The following is a 17,023-nucleotide window of genomic DNA, read 5'->3' as shown; positions in this document are numbered from 1 at the left end:
CGGCGTGTCGTGGCTGCCGCCTGTTTCCTTTCCCTTTCAACTTTCATCTTCCAGGTAAAGGCAGCATGCCCGTCCAGCGGATTTCAGACCTCGTGCGTTTCGCCCGAGACTGCTCCCCTTTCTACGCCGACCTCTACGCCGACCTGCCGCCCGAGGTGAACAGGCTCCCCGATCTGCCCGTGGTGGATCAGAACGCGTTCTGGGCCGCCAATACCCTGCACGACAACCGCGTCCTGACCGCCCCCTTGGCGGAGGCCGTCGTGTTCAAGACGGGCGGCACCACCGGCACGCCGCGCTTCTCGTGCTACACCCGCGAGGAGTGGCGCGAGTTCGTCACGGCGTTCGGCGCCGGCCTTGTCGACGCGGGCCTGCGGCCCGGTCACCGGGTGGCCGATCTGTTCTACGCCGGTGAGCTGTACGCGAGCTTCCTGTTCGTCCTGGACTCGCTCGCACACGCTCCCGTGGCCAACGTACGCCTGCCCATCGGCGGCGGAGCCCCCCTGGAGTCGACCGTCTCGGCCCTCCAGGACTTCGGCGCCCACGTCGTCGCCGGTACGCCGACCACCCTGTGCCGGCTCGCCGAGCACCTGACGTCGACCGGCCGCCAACTCCCGCAGGTCGAGCTGCTGTTCTTCGGTGGCGAGGCGCTCTTCTGCGACCAGCGTCGCCTTCTCGCGGGCGCCTTCCCCAACGCCGTACCGCGTTCGCTCGGCTACGCCAGCGTCGACGGCGGCCTGCTCGGCAGGCCCGTCGCAGGGCCCGACACACGCACGCACCGGCCGTTCGCCCCGCACACCGTCGTGGAGATCCTCGACGAGACGACCGGCGAACCGATTCGCGAGGCGGGCCGCCCCGGACGGGTCGTCGTCACCCAGCTCTTCCGCAGCCTCATGCCCGTCATCCGCTACCCGGCCGGTGACCGCGCCGAGTGGACGGACACCGAAGGCGGGGCGTTCCGCATCCTGGGCCGCGCCGAGGAAGGCGTACGCGTCGGGCCCGTCTCGCTGTACTGGGACGACGCCATGAGCGCTGTCGCCGAAGCCGATACCGACGGCATCGTCACCGGCACGCAACTCGTCGTACGCCGCTGGGCGGGTCGCGACGGCCTCATATTGCGTCTTGCCACCGCCCCCGGGCACGACCCGGGCGCATTGGACGTCCTGGCCAAGGCGGTCGTCAGCGGACTGAACACGGCCCGGCCGCTCTACCCCGACAGCGTCGCGACGGGGTTCGTCCACCCTCTCGGCGTCGAGTGGACCCGCCACCGCGACCTCGTCGTCAACTCCCGCTCCGGCAAGCTCGTCCGCGTCCTCGACGAGAGGCCGACCGCATGAGCGCCCTCACCAAGGCCCCGGGCCGCCGGCTCCCGCTCGTCCTGCGCAACCGCGCCTTCGGGACGGTATGGCTGGGCCAGGTGCTCACCCAGGCCGGGACGCGGATGTTCCAGGTGGGCGCCTCCTGGTGGCTCATCGGCTACGCGGCCTCCGGCGACGGCGGTCTCGCGGCCGGGTTGCTCATGGCCGTCAGCACCCTGCCCGCCGTGGCCCTGGCCCCGCTCGTCGCCCGTGCCATCGCCCGCTGCTCCCACCGCGCGCTGCTGCGTGCCGCGGCCGCGGGCGCGGGAACGGCCGCCGCGGCACTCAGCGTCTGGGCCGCCGCGAGCGACCTGCCGGTCGTCGCGGTCTATGCGGCTGCCCTGGCCCTGGCGACCTGCCAGGCCTTCTTCGACCCGTGCCTGACCACCTCCGTGCCCCAACTCGTGGACGACGAGGACATCGAAGCGGCCACCGGCTTCGAACTGTCCACCCAGTCGCTCGCGAGCCTGGGCGGAGCCCTGCTCGGCGCCCTCGTCGTGGACGCGGCCCAAGTGGCCGGCCTCGCAGCGGGCTGCGCCGTCGCCTACGGCACGGCCGCGGTGCTCATCACGACCGTCCGCTTCCGAGCCCCGTCCGACGGCACCGCGCCCTGCGCCGACCCGGCCGAGCCCGCCCCGCGGCGGACGCTCCGTCAGATCCTGGGCGCGCTGCCGTACGTCCGTGCCATCCTGCTCTGCTTCACCGCGGCGAACCTCTTCACCACCGCCGTCTTCGTCGTCATGCCGCTGTACACGGCCACCGTCCTGCACGGCGACGGCGCCACCGTGTCCCTCCTGGAGGCGTCCCTCGGCCTGGGCACGCTCATCGGCTCCTTCACGGGCGCCCGGGTACCCGGCCGTCCCCCGGTGGTCGGCTCCGCCTGCCTCGGCGCGATGGCCGTCGCCCTCGCCGTACCCGGTCTGATCGCCGCCCGGCCCGTCATCGCCGGCGCCCTCCTGGTGACGGGCTGGTGCGTCGGAGTGATCGGCGTCCGCTTCGTGGCCCTGTTCCAGCGCCTGGTCCCGGCCTCCGACAAGCCCGCCTTCTTCGCCGTCATGCAGGCCGTGCTGGGAGCGACGTTCCCGGTCGCATCCCTGCTGTTCGGGCTGCTGGGCGACCATCTCTCCGCCCGGACGCTGTGCCTGATCCAGGCGGCCGGCCTGGTGCCCGCCGCCCTCGCCCTGCTTCTGCTACCCGGGCGTTCCGGTACGGCGGACGCACCCGCCCCCGAGCCCGCCGACGAAGCCGCGGCGCACCCGGCGCCGGTTTCCGCACCTGAGCCCGACGACGAAACCGCAGCGCATCCGGCGCCGGTTTCCGCACCCGAGCCCGCCGGCGAAACCGTGGCGCGCCCGGCGCCGGTTTCCGCCCCCGCGCCCGCCGACGGAGGCACCCGATGACCGCCGTGATCGAACAGGCCGCGCCCACGGACATCGCCGACCTCCGCCAGCTGTACTACGCCGTCTACGGACCCCACTACCCCACAGCACTGGGCACCGACCCGGCCGAGATGTCCCGGCTCATCCGCGACCCGCACACCCTCTGGCTCGTCGCCCGCTGCCCCCGTACCGGGGCCCTCGCCGGTTCGGCCGCGATCCACGGCGAGGCCGGCACCCGCATAGGCCGCCTCGAAGGACTCGCCGTCCACCCGGACCAGCGTGGATCGGGGCTCGCCGGACGGCTGACCGAGGCGCTGTGCTCCGCCACCCTCGACGCCGGGACCCTCGACTCGGTGTACGCCACCGTCCGGACGGTCAGCGCCGGCCCCCAGCGGGTCGTGGCCCGCCACGGCTTCCGCCCGTTGGGCATCCTGCCCAACGCGGTCGACCTGGGCAGCCGGGAGAGCCTGGCGCTCTACGCGCGCCACTCACCCGGGGTGCTGGAGCGCCGGGTGCCCGTCGCCGAGGTGCCCGCCCTCCTGGCACCGCTCCTGCGCACCGCCGGGGCGAGCCTCGGCATCAGCTATGCGGAGGCCCGGCCCACGGCGCCGCCGCCGCTGCCCGCCGGGCCCGGGGCCGCGCCACTGGAAGTGATCGAGGCGCCGGCCTTCGTCCGCCGCCGCTTCCACGCCCACTTCCCCGACGGCGGCCGCTGGTTCTACCCCCTGCACACCCCGAACATCCTCCTCACCCCCGCCGACGGAGGCGGCTTCGAGGTGTACGCCTACCTCAACCGCACCGGGGGCTACTGCGCCCTGGTCGCCGCCCACCCCGACCCGGCGGCCGCCGCGGGGTGGCTGGAGCCGGTCACCCGTACCCTCACCCGCGCCGGCGCCGGCTACGTCGAGGCGCTCGTCCCCCTCGAACACCACGCCGCGCTGTCCGCCTTCGCCGCCCAGGGCTTCATCGCCGGGGCCGTTTATCCGGCCATGCGCCGGGACCAGGACGGCTTCCACGACTACGTGGTGATGTCCCGCACCACCGAGCACATCGACTTCCGCGGCGTGGTCGTCGACCCGCCGCTCCAGCCCTTCCTCGATTCCTATGTGTCGGCCTGGGCGTCGGCGCATCTGCCCTCACGTGAGGTCGCCCCATGACGTACCCCAACCCCCATCTCGCCCCCGTCGACGTCCCCGACGCCGCCGCCCTCGCCCGGCTGCAACAGCTCTGCGACCTGAGCGATCCCTACACCTGCGGTCCCGCGGAGGAGGAACTGTTCAGCGGGGCCATGGCGGAGATCAACGCCTGGCACCGGGACCGGTCGCCGTTCTTCCGCGACCTCCAGGACGCCGACCGGCGCGACGCCGGCCTCCCCGGCGTCCCGTACGAAGCACCCCTGGTGCACGCGAACTTCTTCAAGCGCCACGAGGTCCTCTCCATCCCCCCGGACGACATCCACCTGCACCTGACCTCCTCAGGTACCACGGGGCAGAAGTCGCAGATGTTCTTCGACGAGTGGACGATCCGCTCCGCCCAGCGCATGGTCGCCCGCATCTTCGACCACTACGGCTGGATCACTCCCGACCAGCCGGTCAACTACCTCCTCTACAGCTACGAACCCGCCCGCGACCTCAACCTGGGCACCTCGTTCACCGACAACTACCTGTGCGACTTCGCCCCGGCCCGGCAGGTCGAGTACGCCCTGCGCAACACCGGCAACGGGCACGAATTCGACCCCTTCGGCTGCGTCGCCGCGCTGCGCCGCTTCGCCGAGGACGACGTGCCGGTCCGCATCCTCGGCTTCCCCGCGTTCCTCTGGTTCACCCTGGAACGGATGCGCGCCATGGGCCTGCCACCACTGCGCCTGCCCGAGGGCTCCCTGATCGTCCTCGGCGGTGGCTGGAAGGGCCATGCCGACCGCCGCATCGGCAAGCACGAGTTGTACGCCCGCGTCACCGAACAACTGGGCGTGCCGTCCGAGCGGATCCGCGACACCTTCGGCTCCGTCGAGCACTGCGTCCCGTACATCGAGTGCTCGCACCACAACCTCCACGCCCCCGTGTGGTCCCGCGTCTTCATCCGTTCCACCCGCACCCTCGAACCCCTCGCGTACGGCGAACGCGGCTACCTCCACCTGGTGTCCCCGTACATCACCTCCGTACCGGCGCAGAGCGTCGTCATGGGCGACCTCGCCTCGCTCCACCCGGGCGCGGAGTGCGGCTGTGAGCTGACCACCCCGTGGTTCACCATCCACGGTCGCGCCGGAGTCAGCCGCAACCGCAGCTGTGCCGTGGCCGCCGCCGAACTGATGAAGGGAATGTCATGACCGACACCATCAACCACCACTACTGGCAGGGCGCCTTCATCGGTGACGACGAGGCCGCCGACCGACTGGCCGCGCTGCCCGCAGCCGTCGGGGCCGCGCTCGCCGTGCCGCTCGACACCGAGACCGTCCTGGCGGCCTGCGACGCCCTCGCGCAAGCCCTGCGCGATCCGGGCCACGCCGTCCGGGGCCGGCTGGCCCTGCACCTGCCCGCGGACGACGCCGAGGAGCTGTACGCCGAACTCGCCGCCTTCCTCGACCGGGGCGCCCTCACCCGCAAACTCCGCCGCGAACTGGGCGGCACCGCTCCGCAGCGGCTGAACCGACCCGATGCCACGGAGACGGTCTACGAGGCCTGGGCGCCCGTCGGCCTGGTCGCCCACATAGCCCCCGGCAACGCCGCCACCGTTGCCCCGCTCAGCCTGATCGAGGGACTTCTCGCCGGCAACGTGAACGTCCTCAAGACCAGCAGCTCCGACACCCTCCTCGCCGCACACCTCCTCGCCGAACTCGTCGCGCAGGACCCGACCGGTGCCCTCGCCGAGCGCGTCATCGTGCTGCGCTTCCCCTCCTCCCGCCAGGACTGGCTGCGTCTGATGTGCGCACCCGCCGACGCCGTCGCGGTCTGGGGCGGCGAGGCGGCCGTGGCGGGCGTCGCCGCCCACGTCCCGGCCGGCTGCCGCCTCGTGGAGTGGGGACACAAGATCTCCTTCGCCTATCTCACCCGGGACGCCTGGGCCGACGAGGCGACCCTGAACGCCCTGGCCGAGGACGTCTGCCTCTTCGAGCAGCAGGCCTGCTCCAGCCCCCAGGTCGTCTACCTCGACACCGAGGACACCGGCGAACTCCACGCGTTCTGCGACCGGCTCGCCGCGGCACTCGCCGCCCGGCCGGCGCCCGCGGCGCAGGAGCTCGACCCGGCCGAGTACGCGGAACTGACCACGACCGAACACCTCGCCCGCCTGGAGGAACACCTCGGCCTCACCCGCGTCCTCGCCGCCCCCGACCGCACGTGGCGCGTGATGGCCGACATCCGCCCGGCCCTCACCGCCTCTCCGCTGCACCGCACCGTGTGGGTCAAGCCGCTGCCCCGCGAAAACCTCATGGCGACGCTGCGACCCATGCGCCGCTACCTCCAGACGGCGGGCCTCGCGGGCAGCCGTACCGACATCGCCGAGCTCTCCACCCTGGTCCTGGCCGCCGGAGCCACCCGGGTCACACCCGTCGGCGCCATGACCGCCGGCTACTGCGGCGAACCGCACGACGGCGTCTACGCGCTCCAGCGCTACAGCCGCCGCGTCGCCGTCCAGGCCGACGAACGCTTCGCCACCACCGCCTGCCTCGACGACCTCGCCCGCCCGGCCGCCTTCCCGCGCCCCACCGGGCCACTGCTGGACAAGGCCGCCGTCCAGGACCTCAACCGCGGCGTCGAGCGGGGCGACGCGGAGCTGTACTTCCGCAGCGGAGGCAGCACCGGCACGCCCGCCCTGTCCCTCTTCACGTACGAGGACTACGACACGCAGATGCGGGCCGCCGCGCGCGGCCTGCTCGCCGCCGGCTACGACCCGGCACGCGACCGCACCGCCAACCTCTTCTACTGCGGCGGCATGTACGGCGGATTCATCAGCTTCTTCTCCATCCTGGAGCGCCTGGGCGGCGTCCAGATGCCGATGGCCGCCGGCCCCGACCACCGGGCCACCGCGGAGATGATCGTCGCGTACGAGGTGGACACCCTCTTCGGGATGCCCTCCTACCTCTGGCAGCTCCTGCACGAGGAAGGCGACCTGCTGCGCTCCTACGGCGGAATCCGCAAGATCTACTACGGCGGTGAGCACTTCACCGACGAACAACGCCGCGTCCTCACCGAGACGTTCGGCATCGAGGTCGTCCACTCCATCACCTACGGCAGTACCGACCTCGGCCCCCTCGGCTACCAGTGCACCCGCAGCACCGGAGGCGTCCACCACCTGCACGCCGACCTCCACACCCTGGAGGTCGTCGAGGTCGACGCGGACCGCCCGGTGGCACCGGGAGAGACCGGCCGGCTCGTCTTCACCACCCGTGCCCGCCGCGGCCAACACCTCGACCGCTACGTCATCGGCGACCTCGGACGGGCCCTGCCCGGACGCTGCCCGTGTGGCAGCCACGCCCCGCGCTTCGAACTGCTCGGCCGGCTGGGCGAGGTGATGCGCGTGGCGACGTACTTCCTCAACTACCGCCGCTTCGTCGCCATCGCGGCGGAACAGCTGTGCTACAGCGGCGAGATGCAGGCCGTCCTGACCAGCGGGGGCGTCCGCGAGGGCCTTACCCTGCGGATGGAACGGTCCCACGCCCCCGACCCGGACACGGCGCGCGAAGCCTTCCTCGCCGGTTACCCGGAGGTGCGCTCGGCAGTCGCGGAGAAGCTGCTCGACTTCACCATCGAGACGGTCGACGGCGCCGCGCTGTTCCGCACGCCGACGAGTGGCAAACTGCCGGCGGTCGTGGACCGCAGGCGCGGACAGCGGCCCACGGACCCGCGCGCCTGACCCGGCGCCGCCGGGCCGCGCGCCTCGCGGCCCGGCCTTCGGCGAGCTCCGGCAACCCGGTCGTGGCCGCGTTCTCGCCCGGCGTCATGGAGACCGGCTCCGTACACATGTGGAGCAGTGGCACGCCCCACCGTTGGACTGAATGGGTCATATACCGCAACCAACGCCGCGTCTGCCTTGTTTGGTCCGCGAAGGCCTCATCACGGCGAGGCCTTGCCACCGCAAGCCTCCATCGAACAGGGACACCACCGTGATCAAGCACGTTCTGGCCGGCGCCGTTTTTGCCACTGCCGCGACGATGGCCATCGCCGCGCCCGCGTCGGCGTCGGCGCACACCGCCACTCCTAAGGCCCAGAACACCCCTACCAACGCGCTCGACAGCATCCTCAACACCCGTCTCGCCGACGGCGCGACCGCGGGCGGCACCGGTGCCACCCAGTTCGGGACCCGCAACGGTAGCTCCGTCATCACCGGCGAATCGGGCGGCATCCTCAACAGTCACGGCGCCCCGCTCGCCAGCGCCGATGGCCGTTGCGGGGTGCCGCTGCCCGAGGGTGAGGGCATCGGCGGCCACCTGCTCGGCGGCATCAAGCCGGCGTGCAACGTCGCGCCCGTCAACCAGTTCCAGGCCCCGTCGAAGCTGCTCTGACCGCGTTCAACTGCCAGATCCGTCCGCAGCCCCCGCCGCGCAGCAACCCTGCGTCGGCCGGGGCTGCGGCCGTGTGGGGAGGCGACGGGGGTACGTCCACAAAAGCGGCGCGCGCGGACCCGCCCGGCCGTGGCACGCACGGTCCTGGGGATCGCGCAAGCCGCAGGAGCGCGATCTACTCCCATGGGTGTGCCGGATTGGACCGGACGGCGGAACTGGAGATGAGCCGCCGCGCCGGTCGGAGCAACGTGAAGGGATGCCCCATCACCTGCACATACACCGTGGTCATCCCAGCGCCATCGACATCGCGGCCCTCACCGTCGTCCTGAGTGCGCTTGCCGGGGTGACAGCCGAACAGCGGGCCGAACTGGAACGCAGGACGTCCAGAGCGTACTGGGACCGGTCCTGGAAGGCTCACGTGCCCGCGACCTCCTGGATGGCGGGCCCCTGACCTCCCGCACCACGTCCAGAACCGGCACGGGCCGTGGTGCGGCCGACGCCACCGACCGGCCCCCTCCGTGGCGGAGACGTCCTCGCGCCGACCTGCGAGGCGGCCGCCTCCGGGCCCTGCGCCGCGTTGTAGCGTGCACAGGCCGGTGTCCGTCAGGGCTTTACGGCGACCGCGCCGAACTGGGGGAGTGCGGCGGCTGAGCTGGACTCGGCGCGCCATTGCGAGCACGACACGAGACCGGGAGCGAGCAGGTCCAGGCCGTCGAAGAAGGCGCTGACCTCCGCGCGGGTGCGGGCGGTGATCGGCGGTGTCGCGTTTTCGTTCCAGAACTTCATGGCCTCGATGTTGCCCTCGCCGCCGAGGTCGGTGTCGGTGGTGGGGTGGGTGAGGACGAGATAGCTGCCGGAGGGGACCGAGGCCATGATGCGGCGCACGATGTCCTGTGCCTGGTCCGTGTCGAGGACGAAGTTGAGGATGCCCAGCATCATGACCGCGACGGGCCGCTCAAGGTCGAGGGTCGCCGAGGCGCCCTCGATGACGCTGTCGGGGTGGTGGACGTCGGCGTCGATGTAATCGGTGGCTCCCTGGGGAGCGCCGGTCAGCAGGCTGCGGGCGTGGACGAGCACGATGGGGTCGTTGTCGACGTAGACGACCCGGGACTCGGGTGCGATCCGTTGGGCGATCTCATGGGTGTTGTCCAGGGTGGGCAGTCCGGTGCCGATGTCCAGGAACTGCCGCACCGCACGGTCGGCGGTCAGGAACCGGACCGCGCGGCCGAGGAAGGCGCGGTCCGCGCGGGCCACGTCCCGGATCACCGGGAACATCGAGGCGACCCGGTCACCAACCTGCTGGTCGACCTCGTAGTTGTCCTTGCCGCCGATCCAGTAGTTCCATACCCGTGCGTTGTGCGCGACCCCGGTGTTCAGCCTGCCCGACGCACCTGACGGGTACTGGCTCTCACTCACGTCTTTCCCTTTCTTCACGCTCACCCGCGAGGCGTCCTGGACGAGCAGTTGTGGCGACCGCCATGGCGACAGCGGACCGTTACGGCCATTGTGGTGCTCGTGGATCACAACGTCCTGGGATTCGGCCATCCCGAGCCGCACCGGTGTCGGCCGGCGTCCTGGGCTGCCCCAGCGGTCTGTGAAGGCTCTCGTGCCGCAACGCGCGGGGCCACTCACGGACAGGGAACCGGCAACTCGCGGGCCATGCAGGGCTGTGCGGTCCTATCCGGCATACTCGTGCTGACGAGCGGCAGTGAATCAAGCCGCCCCGGCCCAGCCGTGCGGATAAGCCATCGAAAATCATCGGGTTCAGGCCAAAGTTTTTCGCCCGATTCTCCATGAATCAAAATGGTTTGTGAATTTTCTATCGGGGGCTGAATTCGATGGAGCGGTAAAAATTGCGCCAACTGATGTGACCCCGCTTCCCTCTTCCGCTCAAGCGATCCGGCATCCGCGGCGTGGCCGCCCCGTACCCGCAAAGCCTGCGGGCATCAACTCCGGATCCTGTACGGGACGGCAAACTCGCCGCGGGCCCCGCGACGATCCCGGAGCGATCAACGGATAGGCCGGTTTCGGAGACCGCGCTCACGGCGGAGCCGGGGGCCCTCGCGGCGACGTGATTGCATGTGGGGGGTATCGCAGGACCCCTCGCCAGCAACGGAGCAGCGATGACAAAGAGTTCGGCTTGGACTGCACTTGCTTTAGCGGACAACAGCCCTGCCGACCGGTGTTTCCGCGACGTTCGCTTACGCCGCGTCCAAGACGGCGTCCGTGACGTACCCGACTTACTCACACCCGTTCTGCTGGTCCGCTCGGTCCCACCGGCAAGGGGCAACCGTGCTCGAACTGCGTGAAATAGAGTGCCTCATCACCCTCAGCGAGCAGCTCCACTTCGGGCGGACGGGCGGCAAACTGCGCATCTCGCAGTCGCGGGTCAGCCGCATGCTGCGGGATGCCGAGCAGAAGGTCGGTGGCCAGCTCTTCGACCGCAGCAGCCGGCATGTGCGGATGACGGCCCTGGGGAAGCTGCTGATAGACAGACTGCGGCCGCTGTACGAGGAGTTGAACGAGGCGTACGCCGATGCCGTCGCCCTCTCGCGCGGCACTGCGGGCACCGCGCGGCTCGGGTTCACCGGTGCCGCGGGCGGAGGGTACGCGGCCAGGCTGATCCGGACCGCGCGCATATGCGCCCCTGAGTGTCAGGTCGTGCTGCGAGAGGTGCCGTGCGGCGACTTCCTGGGGCCACTGCGCCGCGGCGAGGTGGACGTACTGGTGGCCCGACTCCCCTTGAACGAGGCGGACTTGACGGTCGGTCCGGTGCTCGGCACGGAACGTCGGGTGCTGGCCGTCGCACTCGACCATCCACTGGCGCAGCGGAGCTTCGTCCGTATCGAGGACATCGCCGACGAGACCATCTTCCGGCTCGCCAGCACGGCGCCCGGCTACTGGCAGGACCACCAGGTGCCGCGGGTGACCCCGGCCGGCCGCACCATGCGGCTCGGCCAGGAAGTGCAGACCTGCCAGGAGATCCTCTCCCTGACGGCGGCGGGCCAGGGCGTCGCTCCACTGGCCGAGTCGGTGGCGCGCTACTACGCGCAGCCGGATGTCGCCTTCGTTCCCATCCGGGATCTGCCGGCCACGTCGGTCGCCCTGATCTGGCGCACCGCCGAGGAGAACGCGCGTATTCGTGCCCTCGCCTACTGCGGCCGCCAGATCGGCGGCGAACAGGGCGTCCCGGACAGCGTGTTGGCCTGGAAGCCGGCCCCGAAGGAGCTGACCAGGCCTCGTGGCTGAACCGGCGGAAGGGGTTTCGTCCGCCGGTTCAGCCACACCGTCGTCAGTTACGCGGGCCATTTCGGCGAGCGCCCCAGCATGGCCAGGATGCCGCCCAGGAGGGGGCCGCCGGCCGGCGCGGGGAGGCCGGGCCTGAAGGACGCGCCCGGCTCGCGCCGGTTGGCCCCGTCCGGCACTTCCCGCGCGTACGGCAGGACGGCGGCGAGCGTCTCGTCGTCGAAGGGGGCGGGAACTCCCAGCGTGGCGGCGACGTCCCAGCCGTGCACGACGTAGTCCACGAAGTGGAAGCCGATGGCGGTGCGGGCCGGGAACATCTGCCCGCCGCGCACCTCCGGCAGCCAGAACTCGCCGTCGAGCACGCCCTCCCGGGCGAACGCGGCGGTGACCCGCGCGCAGGAGGCCCGGAAGACCCCTGCCGGATCGTCGTCCACGACGCGGTCCGCCCAGACGGAGGCGTCGGTGACCTCCCCGTCGGCGGCGGCCGCGAACCCGTGGTTCTGGCCCGCCATATGGGCCAGCAGCTGCCGGAGCGACCATTGCGCGCAGGGCGTCGGCAGGCCCAGGTGCTCGGGCTTGACCTGCTCGACGATCGCTTCCGTGATCTCCAGCGCCCGGCGGTCGAAGGGACGGATGTCAGTCATCACACTCATCTCGTGTACGGGTCACTTGGGCAGGGAACGGCTCTGGCCCCGGAACTCGGCGATCGCCGTGCCGTCGGATCGGCGGACGGTGACGTCGTAGATGCCGTTCGCACCGAACCGGGAGCGCTCGACGGCCTCGGCGACGAGTTCGTCACCGGCCGAGGCCGGCCGCAGGAACACCACTTGCGCCGCCTGCGCCACGGTGGTCGCGCCCCGCGTGTTGCAGGCATAGGCGAAGGCCACGTCGGCGAGCAGGAACAGATAGCCGCCGTGGGCCGTGCCGTGGCCGTTGACCATCGCGGGCGACAGGCACAGGCGGGCGGTGGCGCGGCCCTCCGCGATGCCGTCGATCTTGATGCCGAGCTCCTGACAGGTCCGGTCCGCGCTGTACATGGCGTCCGCCCGGCTCTGCGGTGTCTCCTTCATCTGCCTCCCCTCCAACGGGAATTGACGTGACATCAGTGATCGTATGCCTGAAGGACCTCGGCCGCGGCGCGCTGTCCGGAACGGATGGCACCCTCCATGAGGCCGAAGAACTCGGTGCTGGTCTCCGTGCCGGCCCAGTGGATACGGCCGTGCGGCGCGGCCAGGTGCGGACCGAAGGAGACCCAGTCCCCGAGGCCGAACAGTGCGGCGTAGCAGCCCCTGCTGTACTCCTCGTTGATCCAGTCCGTGACGTGGTGGGCGATCGGCTCGGGCACTTCCGGGAAGAGCCGCCGGGCCTGGGAGACGGCCGCGTCCCGCTGTTCCTTGGGGGGCAGAGCCGCGTACTGGCGCGCCTCACGTCCGGTGACGAAGCCGGTCAGGATGCCGACGCCGTCGCCGGGCGGGGAGTCGTCCACCGTGGACAGCAGCGGGCCCTCGGCACTCACCGACCAGCCGGAGAGCCCGTGATCGCGCCAGAGCGGGCGCGGGTAGACGAGGTGCACCTTGACGGCGCAGCCCGGGACGGTGGCGGAACCGGAGCGGCGAAAGGGCAGCCCCGGACGGTACTCGATGGCGTCGGAGAGCAGTGGGGGCACGGCGACGATGAGGGAGTCGGCCTCGTGGACACCCCGGTCGGTGTGCACGCGCACCGTGGAGCCGTGCTCCTCGACCACGCGCGCGGGCTCCCCGAGCAGGACCCGGCCCGCCAGCTCGGCGGCGAGCAACTCGCTCAGCTGATGGGCGCCGCCGTCCACCCGGTCCTCCTGCGCGCCGCCCGCGAACGCGTTGAGATAGCGGATGCCGCCGCCGGACTTCAGATAGAAGGCCATGTGCAGGACGGACACGTCGGCCGGGTCGGCGGCCATCATCTCGCCCAGGAACAGCGGGAAGAACAGCCGGGCATCGGCGTGGTCGACGTGCTGCCCGATCCAATCCGCCGCGCTGATCCGGTCCAGGCGCTCGGCGTCCGGAGTGAGCCACGGAGCGTCGGCGCGGACCGGCCCGGTCACCTCGTCCAGAGCATCGAACAACTGGCCGAGGGCGACGGCGCTCAGGGGTGGGAACCGGCCTTCGCTGCCCTGCGGGCTGCCGCCGAGGGAGAACCTGCTCCGGCCGTCGGTGGTGGTGGGCGTCGTGCCCAGGCCCAGCCGGGCCATGACGGACTTCAGTTCGGTGTGACGGGAGCCGAGGTAGGCGGCGCCCGCGTCCGCCCACTGGCCCGGGGCCACCTCGATGCCGTGCGTACGTCCGCCCACCCGGTCGCGGGCCTCCAACACCGTCACCTGCCGTCCCGCGGCGGCCAGTGCGGTGGCGGCGGTGAGCCCGGCGAGCCCCGCCCCGACGATGAGGGTGGTCACGCGGTCACGCTCGCAATCAGCTCGGCCATGCTCCGTGGCGTGGGGGCCTTCAGGAAGTCGGTGATGGTCAGCTCGGTGCCGAGGTCGCGGGCGATGGCACTGATCACCCGGGTGGCGAGCAGGGAGTCCCCGCCCAGGTCGAAGAAGTCGGACTCGGCCTGTACGGCGTCCGTGTCCAAGACGCGCCGGTAGATCTCGGTGACCCGTTCGATCGTGCTGGGCTCTGCGGCGGACATGTGGCGTTCTCCTCGGGTTCGCCGGCTCAAGCGCCGGTGGTGTAGCGGTGGTGGGTGCGGCGACGGTCGACCTTGCCGCTCGCGGTGTGGACCAGCTCCGGCACCACGGTGATGCGGTTCGGCCTCAGGTGGCTGGGGCTGTGCTGACGCAGATGTGCGCGGAGTTCGGCCACGAGGTCGCTGCCGTCCGCTTGCCGGCTCGCCGTCACGTAGGCGACCACGATCGTGTGATCACCGGCGGGCACGCCGGTGGCGGCGGCGGACGCGACGGACGCGTGAGCGCAGAGCTGGGCCTCCACCTCGGCCGGGTCGACGCGAATCCCGCGGACCTTGATCTGGTCGTCGAGCCGCCCTTCGTGGTGCAGTTCGCCGTCGGCCGCGCGCCGGACCCGGTCGCCGGTGCGGAAGTACCGCCCGGACGCGAGGACGGTGAAGCGATCCTCGGTGGCCTCCGGGAGATCCAGGTAGCCGAGCGCCAGGGCGGGCCCGCCGACGAGGAGTTCGCCCTCTTCCGCGATCAGCTCCCGTACGTGCGGCAGGGCCCGGCCGATCGGGGCGGAGCCGTCACCGCGCGGCCGCGCGCGCGGACCGTGCAGGTCGGCGGCGTGCGTGACCAGGGTGGTCTCCGTGCAGCCGTAGGTGTTGACGAGCCGGATCCGGTCGGTGCCGGGCAGGCCGCGCCAGTCGTCAAGCCGGGCCCTGCTCGTCGCCTCGCCGCCGATGACGACCGTACGGACGCTCTCGGGCAGCGCGAGGCCGGCCGCCTCCACCATGTGGTGGACGAGCTCGTGCCAGAAGGCCGTGGGCAGGTCGAGCACGCTGACACCGAGGCGGTCGAGCATGCGCAGGAACCGCGGCATGGAGCCCGCGTAGGCGTCGTCGTCGAAGACGAGGGTCGCCCCATGGGTGAGGGTGGGCAGGATCTCCTCGAACGAGGTGTCCCAGTTCAGCGAGGCGAACTGGAGCACTCGCTCGCCGGGGCGGACGTCCAGCAGCCCGGCCAGGGAGTCGACCGCGGCGGCGATGGCCCCGCGAGGAGTCACCACCGGCTTCGGCCTTCCGGTCGAGCCGGAGGTGAACAGGACGTAGGCGGGATCGTCCGGCCGCGGCTGTACGAGGAGACCTTCCCGCTCCAACGCGTCGCGGTTGTCCGGGAGTTCGGGGCCGAGGACGGGCGGGCCGAACCGCTCCGGGTCCGGCCGCACGGCCAGCACGGTCCGGCACCCCGCCGTATCGGCCAGGATCTTCTTGCGATCGGCTGAGAAGCACGGGTCGATGGGGCAGTAGGCGCCGCCGGCGGCGAAAACGCCGAGGAGCGCGGCGACGGTGTTCGCGCTGCGGTCGGTGAGCACGCCAACGGTGCCCGGCCGCGGGCCGAGCGCGGCGGCCACACGGTGGACGCGGGCGCGCAGTTGGCCGTAGGTCCAGGAGCCGCTCCCGTCGATCACGGCGACGGTGTCCGGGTGCCGCTCGGCGGTGCGCAGGAAGAGCTGGAGGACGTCCGGGGCGTTTTCGGGCATGGCGAGTCTCCGGTGGTCAATGCTGATCGGCGTCGGCGGCGCGGGCGGTCGGCGGGGCGTAACGCGGCTCGAACGGCCCGGTGGTGACCGCTCGCTTCTCCTGGCGTTCCTGGCGGAGCAGTCCGGCGCAGGCCACGACGGCCAGCACCATGACCGAGACGCTGTAGACGGTGGTGGTCGGGCCGAGCCCGAACTTCTGCACGGCGAGGCCCGCGATCACCGCCGGCACACTGAAGCCCAGGTAGCACACGACGTACATGCCGGCCATGAGTCCGGCGCGCTCGTCGGGCCGGGCCAGCGGCGCGATCGTCTGGAAGGCGCCGAGGAAGCCGGTGCCGAATCCGTAACCGGCGATGACGATGCCGACGAAGAAGAGCGCCGCGGAGGGGAGCGCGAGGGCGCCGAGCGTGGTGGCGATGCCGACGAGGAAGGCCACGAAGCCGAGCGTCATGGTGCGCCGCGGCGGCTGGTTGCGGCGCAGCAGCGAGCCGAGGGCGCCCGATCCCGTCTGGGCGAAGATGACGAGCCCGCCGACGAGATGGCCACCGAGGTGGAGCGTACGAGCCGCGATGGACGGGCCGAGCGACATGTAAAGCCCGCCGACCGCCCAGACCGCGAACAAGGAGGGCGCCACGGTGAGGAACAGCGGGCGGATCCGCTGCGGCACCGCCATGCGCGGTACCAGCGACGCTGCCGCGCCGGGCCGTCCGGGGGAGGTCTCCGGCAGCAGCGGTACGACGAGCGCCGCGAGCACGAACGCCGCCAGGAGCAGCGCGTAGACCAGCGTTTTCGGCGCGGGCGCGTACTGGACGAGGAGCCCGGAGCCCAGGGCGCCCAGGGCCAGGCCGACGATGGGCGCCAGACTGTTGACCAGCGGCCCGAGCCGGGGCCGGTCCGGGGGCTGGAGGTCGAGGAGGGCGGAGCTGGTCGCCCCGGTGGCGGCGCCCGTCGCGAGGCCTTGTGCGGCGCGCGCCGCGAGGAGCGGGCCGACGCCGCCGGCGGTGATGAACAAGAGCATGCTCACCACCTCGACCACCAGGGCCGCCCCCAGGACCTTGCGGCGGCCGATGTGGTCGGAGAGCTTGCCCACCACCAGCAGCGCCACGAGCAGCGCGACCGCGTACATCGCGAAGATCGCGGTCAGCGTGCCGGCCGAGAACCCCCACTCGGCCTGGTACACGCCGTACAGCGGCGAGGGCGCGCTCGACGCGAACAGCAACAGGCACTGGACCGTGGCGATCAGCCAGAAGGAGAAGCCTCGGGAGAGCCCGGGGCGTGGGGACGTGGGGCTCATGGGGTTTCCTCCGGTGCCTGGCGGGTCAGTACACGGGCCGTGAGGTACGGGCTCGCCACGTGGAC

The 17,023-nt window shown here is 71.7% G+C and carries 15 protein-coding genes; 8 read left to right on the top strand and 7 right to left on the bottom strand.

Annotated features, from left to right (window positions below):
- The first annotated feature begins 65 nt into the window (after nt 1-65).
- The 7 genes from OG522_RS06460 to OG522_RS06430 all read left to right on the top strand — a co-directional run bounded on the left by OG522_RS06460 (nt 66) and on the right by OG522_RS06430 (nt 8,685).
- Nucleotides 66-1,334, top strand: a complete 1,269-nt coding sequence (locus tag OG522_RS06460; RefSeq protein ID WP_329461972.1) for a phenylacetate--CoA ligase family protein — start codon at nt 66-68, stop codon at nt 1,332-1,334.
- Nucleotides 1,331-2,755 (top strand): MFS transporter, encoded by a 1,425-nt coding sequence (locus tag OG522_RS06455; RefSeq protein ID WP_329461971.1) that lies wholly within the window; start codon nt 1,331-1,333, stop codon nt 2,753-2,755. The genes OG522_RS06460 and OG522_RS06455 overlap by 4 nt, the downstream gene beginning before the upstream one ends.
- Complete coding sequence (locus OG522_RS06450; RefSeq protein WP_329461970.1) at nt 2,752-3,891, top strand: GNAT family N-acetyltransferase; 1,140 nt, start codon at nt 2,752-2,754, stop codon at nt 3,889-3,891. The genes OG522_RS06455 and OG522_RS06450 overlap by 4 nt, the downstream gene beginning before the upstream one ends.
- Nucleotides 3,888-5,060, top strand: a complete 1,173-nt coding sequence (locus tag OG522_RS06445; RefSeq protein ID WP_329461969.1) for a LuxE/PaaK family acyltransferase — start codon at nt 3,888-3,890, stop codon at nt 5,058-5,060. Before OG522_RS06450 ends, OG522_RS06445 begins: the two co-directional genes overlap by 4 nt.
- Entirely contained in the window at nt 5,057-7,585 is a 2,529-nt protein-coding gene (locus tag OG522_RS06440; protein ID WP_329461968.1) for an aldehyde dehydrogenase family protein, read from the top strand. Before OG522_RS06445 ends, OG522_RS06440 begins: the two co-directional genes overlap by 4 nt.
- A gap of 250 nt (nt 7,586-7,835) precedes the next feature.
- Nucleotides 7,836-8,234: a hypothetical protein gene (locus OG522_RS06435; RefSeq protein ID WP_329461967.1), complete on the top strand. Its 399-nt coding sequence runs from the start codon at nt 7,836-7,838 to the stop codon at nt 8,232-8,234.
- A gap of 256 nt (nt 8,235-8,490) precedes the next feature.
- Complete coding sequence (locus tag OG522_RS06430) at nt 8,491-8,685, top strand: acyl-CoA carboxylase subunit epsilon (protein ID WP_329461966.1); 195 nt, start codon at nt 8,491-8,493, stop codon at nt 8,683-8,685.
- Between the two features lie 152 nt (nt 8,686-8,837).
- On the opposite strand, the gene OG522_RS06425 is transcribed toward OG522_RS06430, so the two are convergent.
- Nucleotides 8,838-9,650 carry an SAM-dependent methyltransferase gene (locus OG522_RS06425; RefSeq protein ID WP_329461965.1) on the bottom strand — a complete coding sequence of 271 codons (813 nt, stop codon included), beginning with the start codon at nt 9,648-9,650 and terminating at the stop codon, nt 8,838-8,840.
- An 876-nt stretch (nt 9,651-10,526) separates the two neighbouring features.
- Here OG522_RS06425 and OG522_RS06420 point away from each other — a divergent pair.
- Nucleotides 10,527-11,483 (top strand): LysR family transcriptional regulator, encoded by a 957-nt coding sequence (locus tag OG522_RS06420; RefSeq protein ID WP_329461964.1) that lies wholly within the window; start codon nt 10,527-10,529, stop codon nt 11,481-11,483.
- 47 nt (nt 11,484-11,530) lie between these two features.
- On the opposite strand, the gene OG522_RS06415 is transcribed toward OG522_RS06420, so the two are convergent.
- Genes OG522_RS06415 through OG522_RS06390 form a run of 6 tightly spaced genes read right to left on the bottom strand, consistent with a single transcriptional unit; the run spans nt 11,531 to nt 16,958 of the window.
- Complete coding sequence (locus OG522_RS06415; RefSeq protein WP_329461963.1) at nt 11,531-12,124, bottom strand: TIGR03086 family metal-binding protein; 594 nt, start codon at nt 12,122-12,124, stop codon at nt 11,531-11,533.
- 21 nt (nt 12,125-12,145) lie between these two features.
- Nucleotides 12,146-12,550 (bottom strand): hydroxyphenylacetyl-CoA thioesterase PaaI, encoded by a 405-nt coding sequence (gene paaI, locus OG522_RS06410; RefSeq protein WP_329461962.1) that lies wholly within the window; start codon nt 12,548-12,550, stop codon nt 12,146-12,148.
- Between the two features lie 32 nt (nt 12,551-12,582).
- A complete protein-coding gene (locus tag OG522_RS06405; RefSeq protein ID WP_329461961.1) occupies nt 12,583-13,908 on the bottom strand; it encodes a flavin monoamine oxidase family protein in 1,326 nt (441 codons plus the stop codon).
- Nucleotides 13,905-14,144 carry a phosphopantetheine-binding protein gene (locus tag OG522_RS06400; protein ID WP_329461960.1) on the bottom strand — a complete coding sequence of 80 codons (240 nt, stop codon included), beginning with the start codon at nt 14,142-14,144 and terminating at the stop codon, nt 13,905-13,907. Before OG522_RS06400 ends, OG522_RS06405 begins: the two co-directional genes overlap by 4 nt.
- A 26-nt stretch (nt 14,145-14,170) precedes the next feature.
- A complete protein-coding gene (locus tag OG522_RS06395) occupies nt 14,171-15,664 on the bottom strand; it encodes an amino acid adenylation domain-containing protein (RefSeq protein ID WP_329461959.1) in 1,494 nt (497 codons plus the stop codon).
- A 16-nt stretch (nt 15,665-15,680) separates the two neighbouring features.
- Complete coding sequence (locus OG522_RS06390) at nt 15,681-16,958, bottom strand: MFS transporter (protein WP_329461958.1); 1,278 nt, start codon at nt 16,956-16,958, stop codon at nt 15,681-15,683.
- Nucleotides 16,959-17,023 lie beyond the last annotated feature (65 nt).

Source organism: Streptomyces sp. NBC_01431, from assembly GCF_036231355.1.
Classification (GTDB): Bacteria; Actinomycetota; Actinomycetes; order Streptomycetales; family Streptomycetaceae; genus Streptomyces.
Note: the sequence above shows the minus strand (reverse complement) of the source record. Positions and strands in the feature narration are given on the sequence as shown.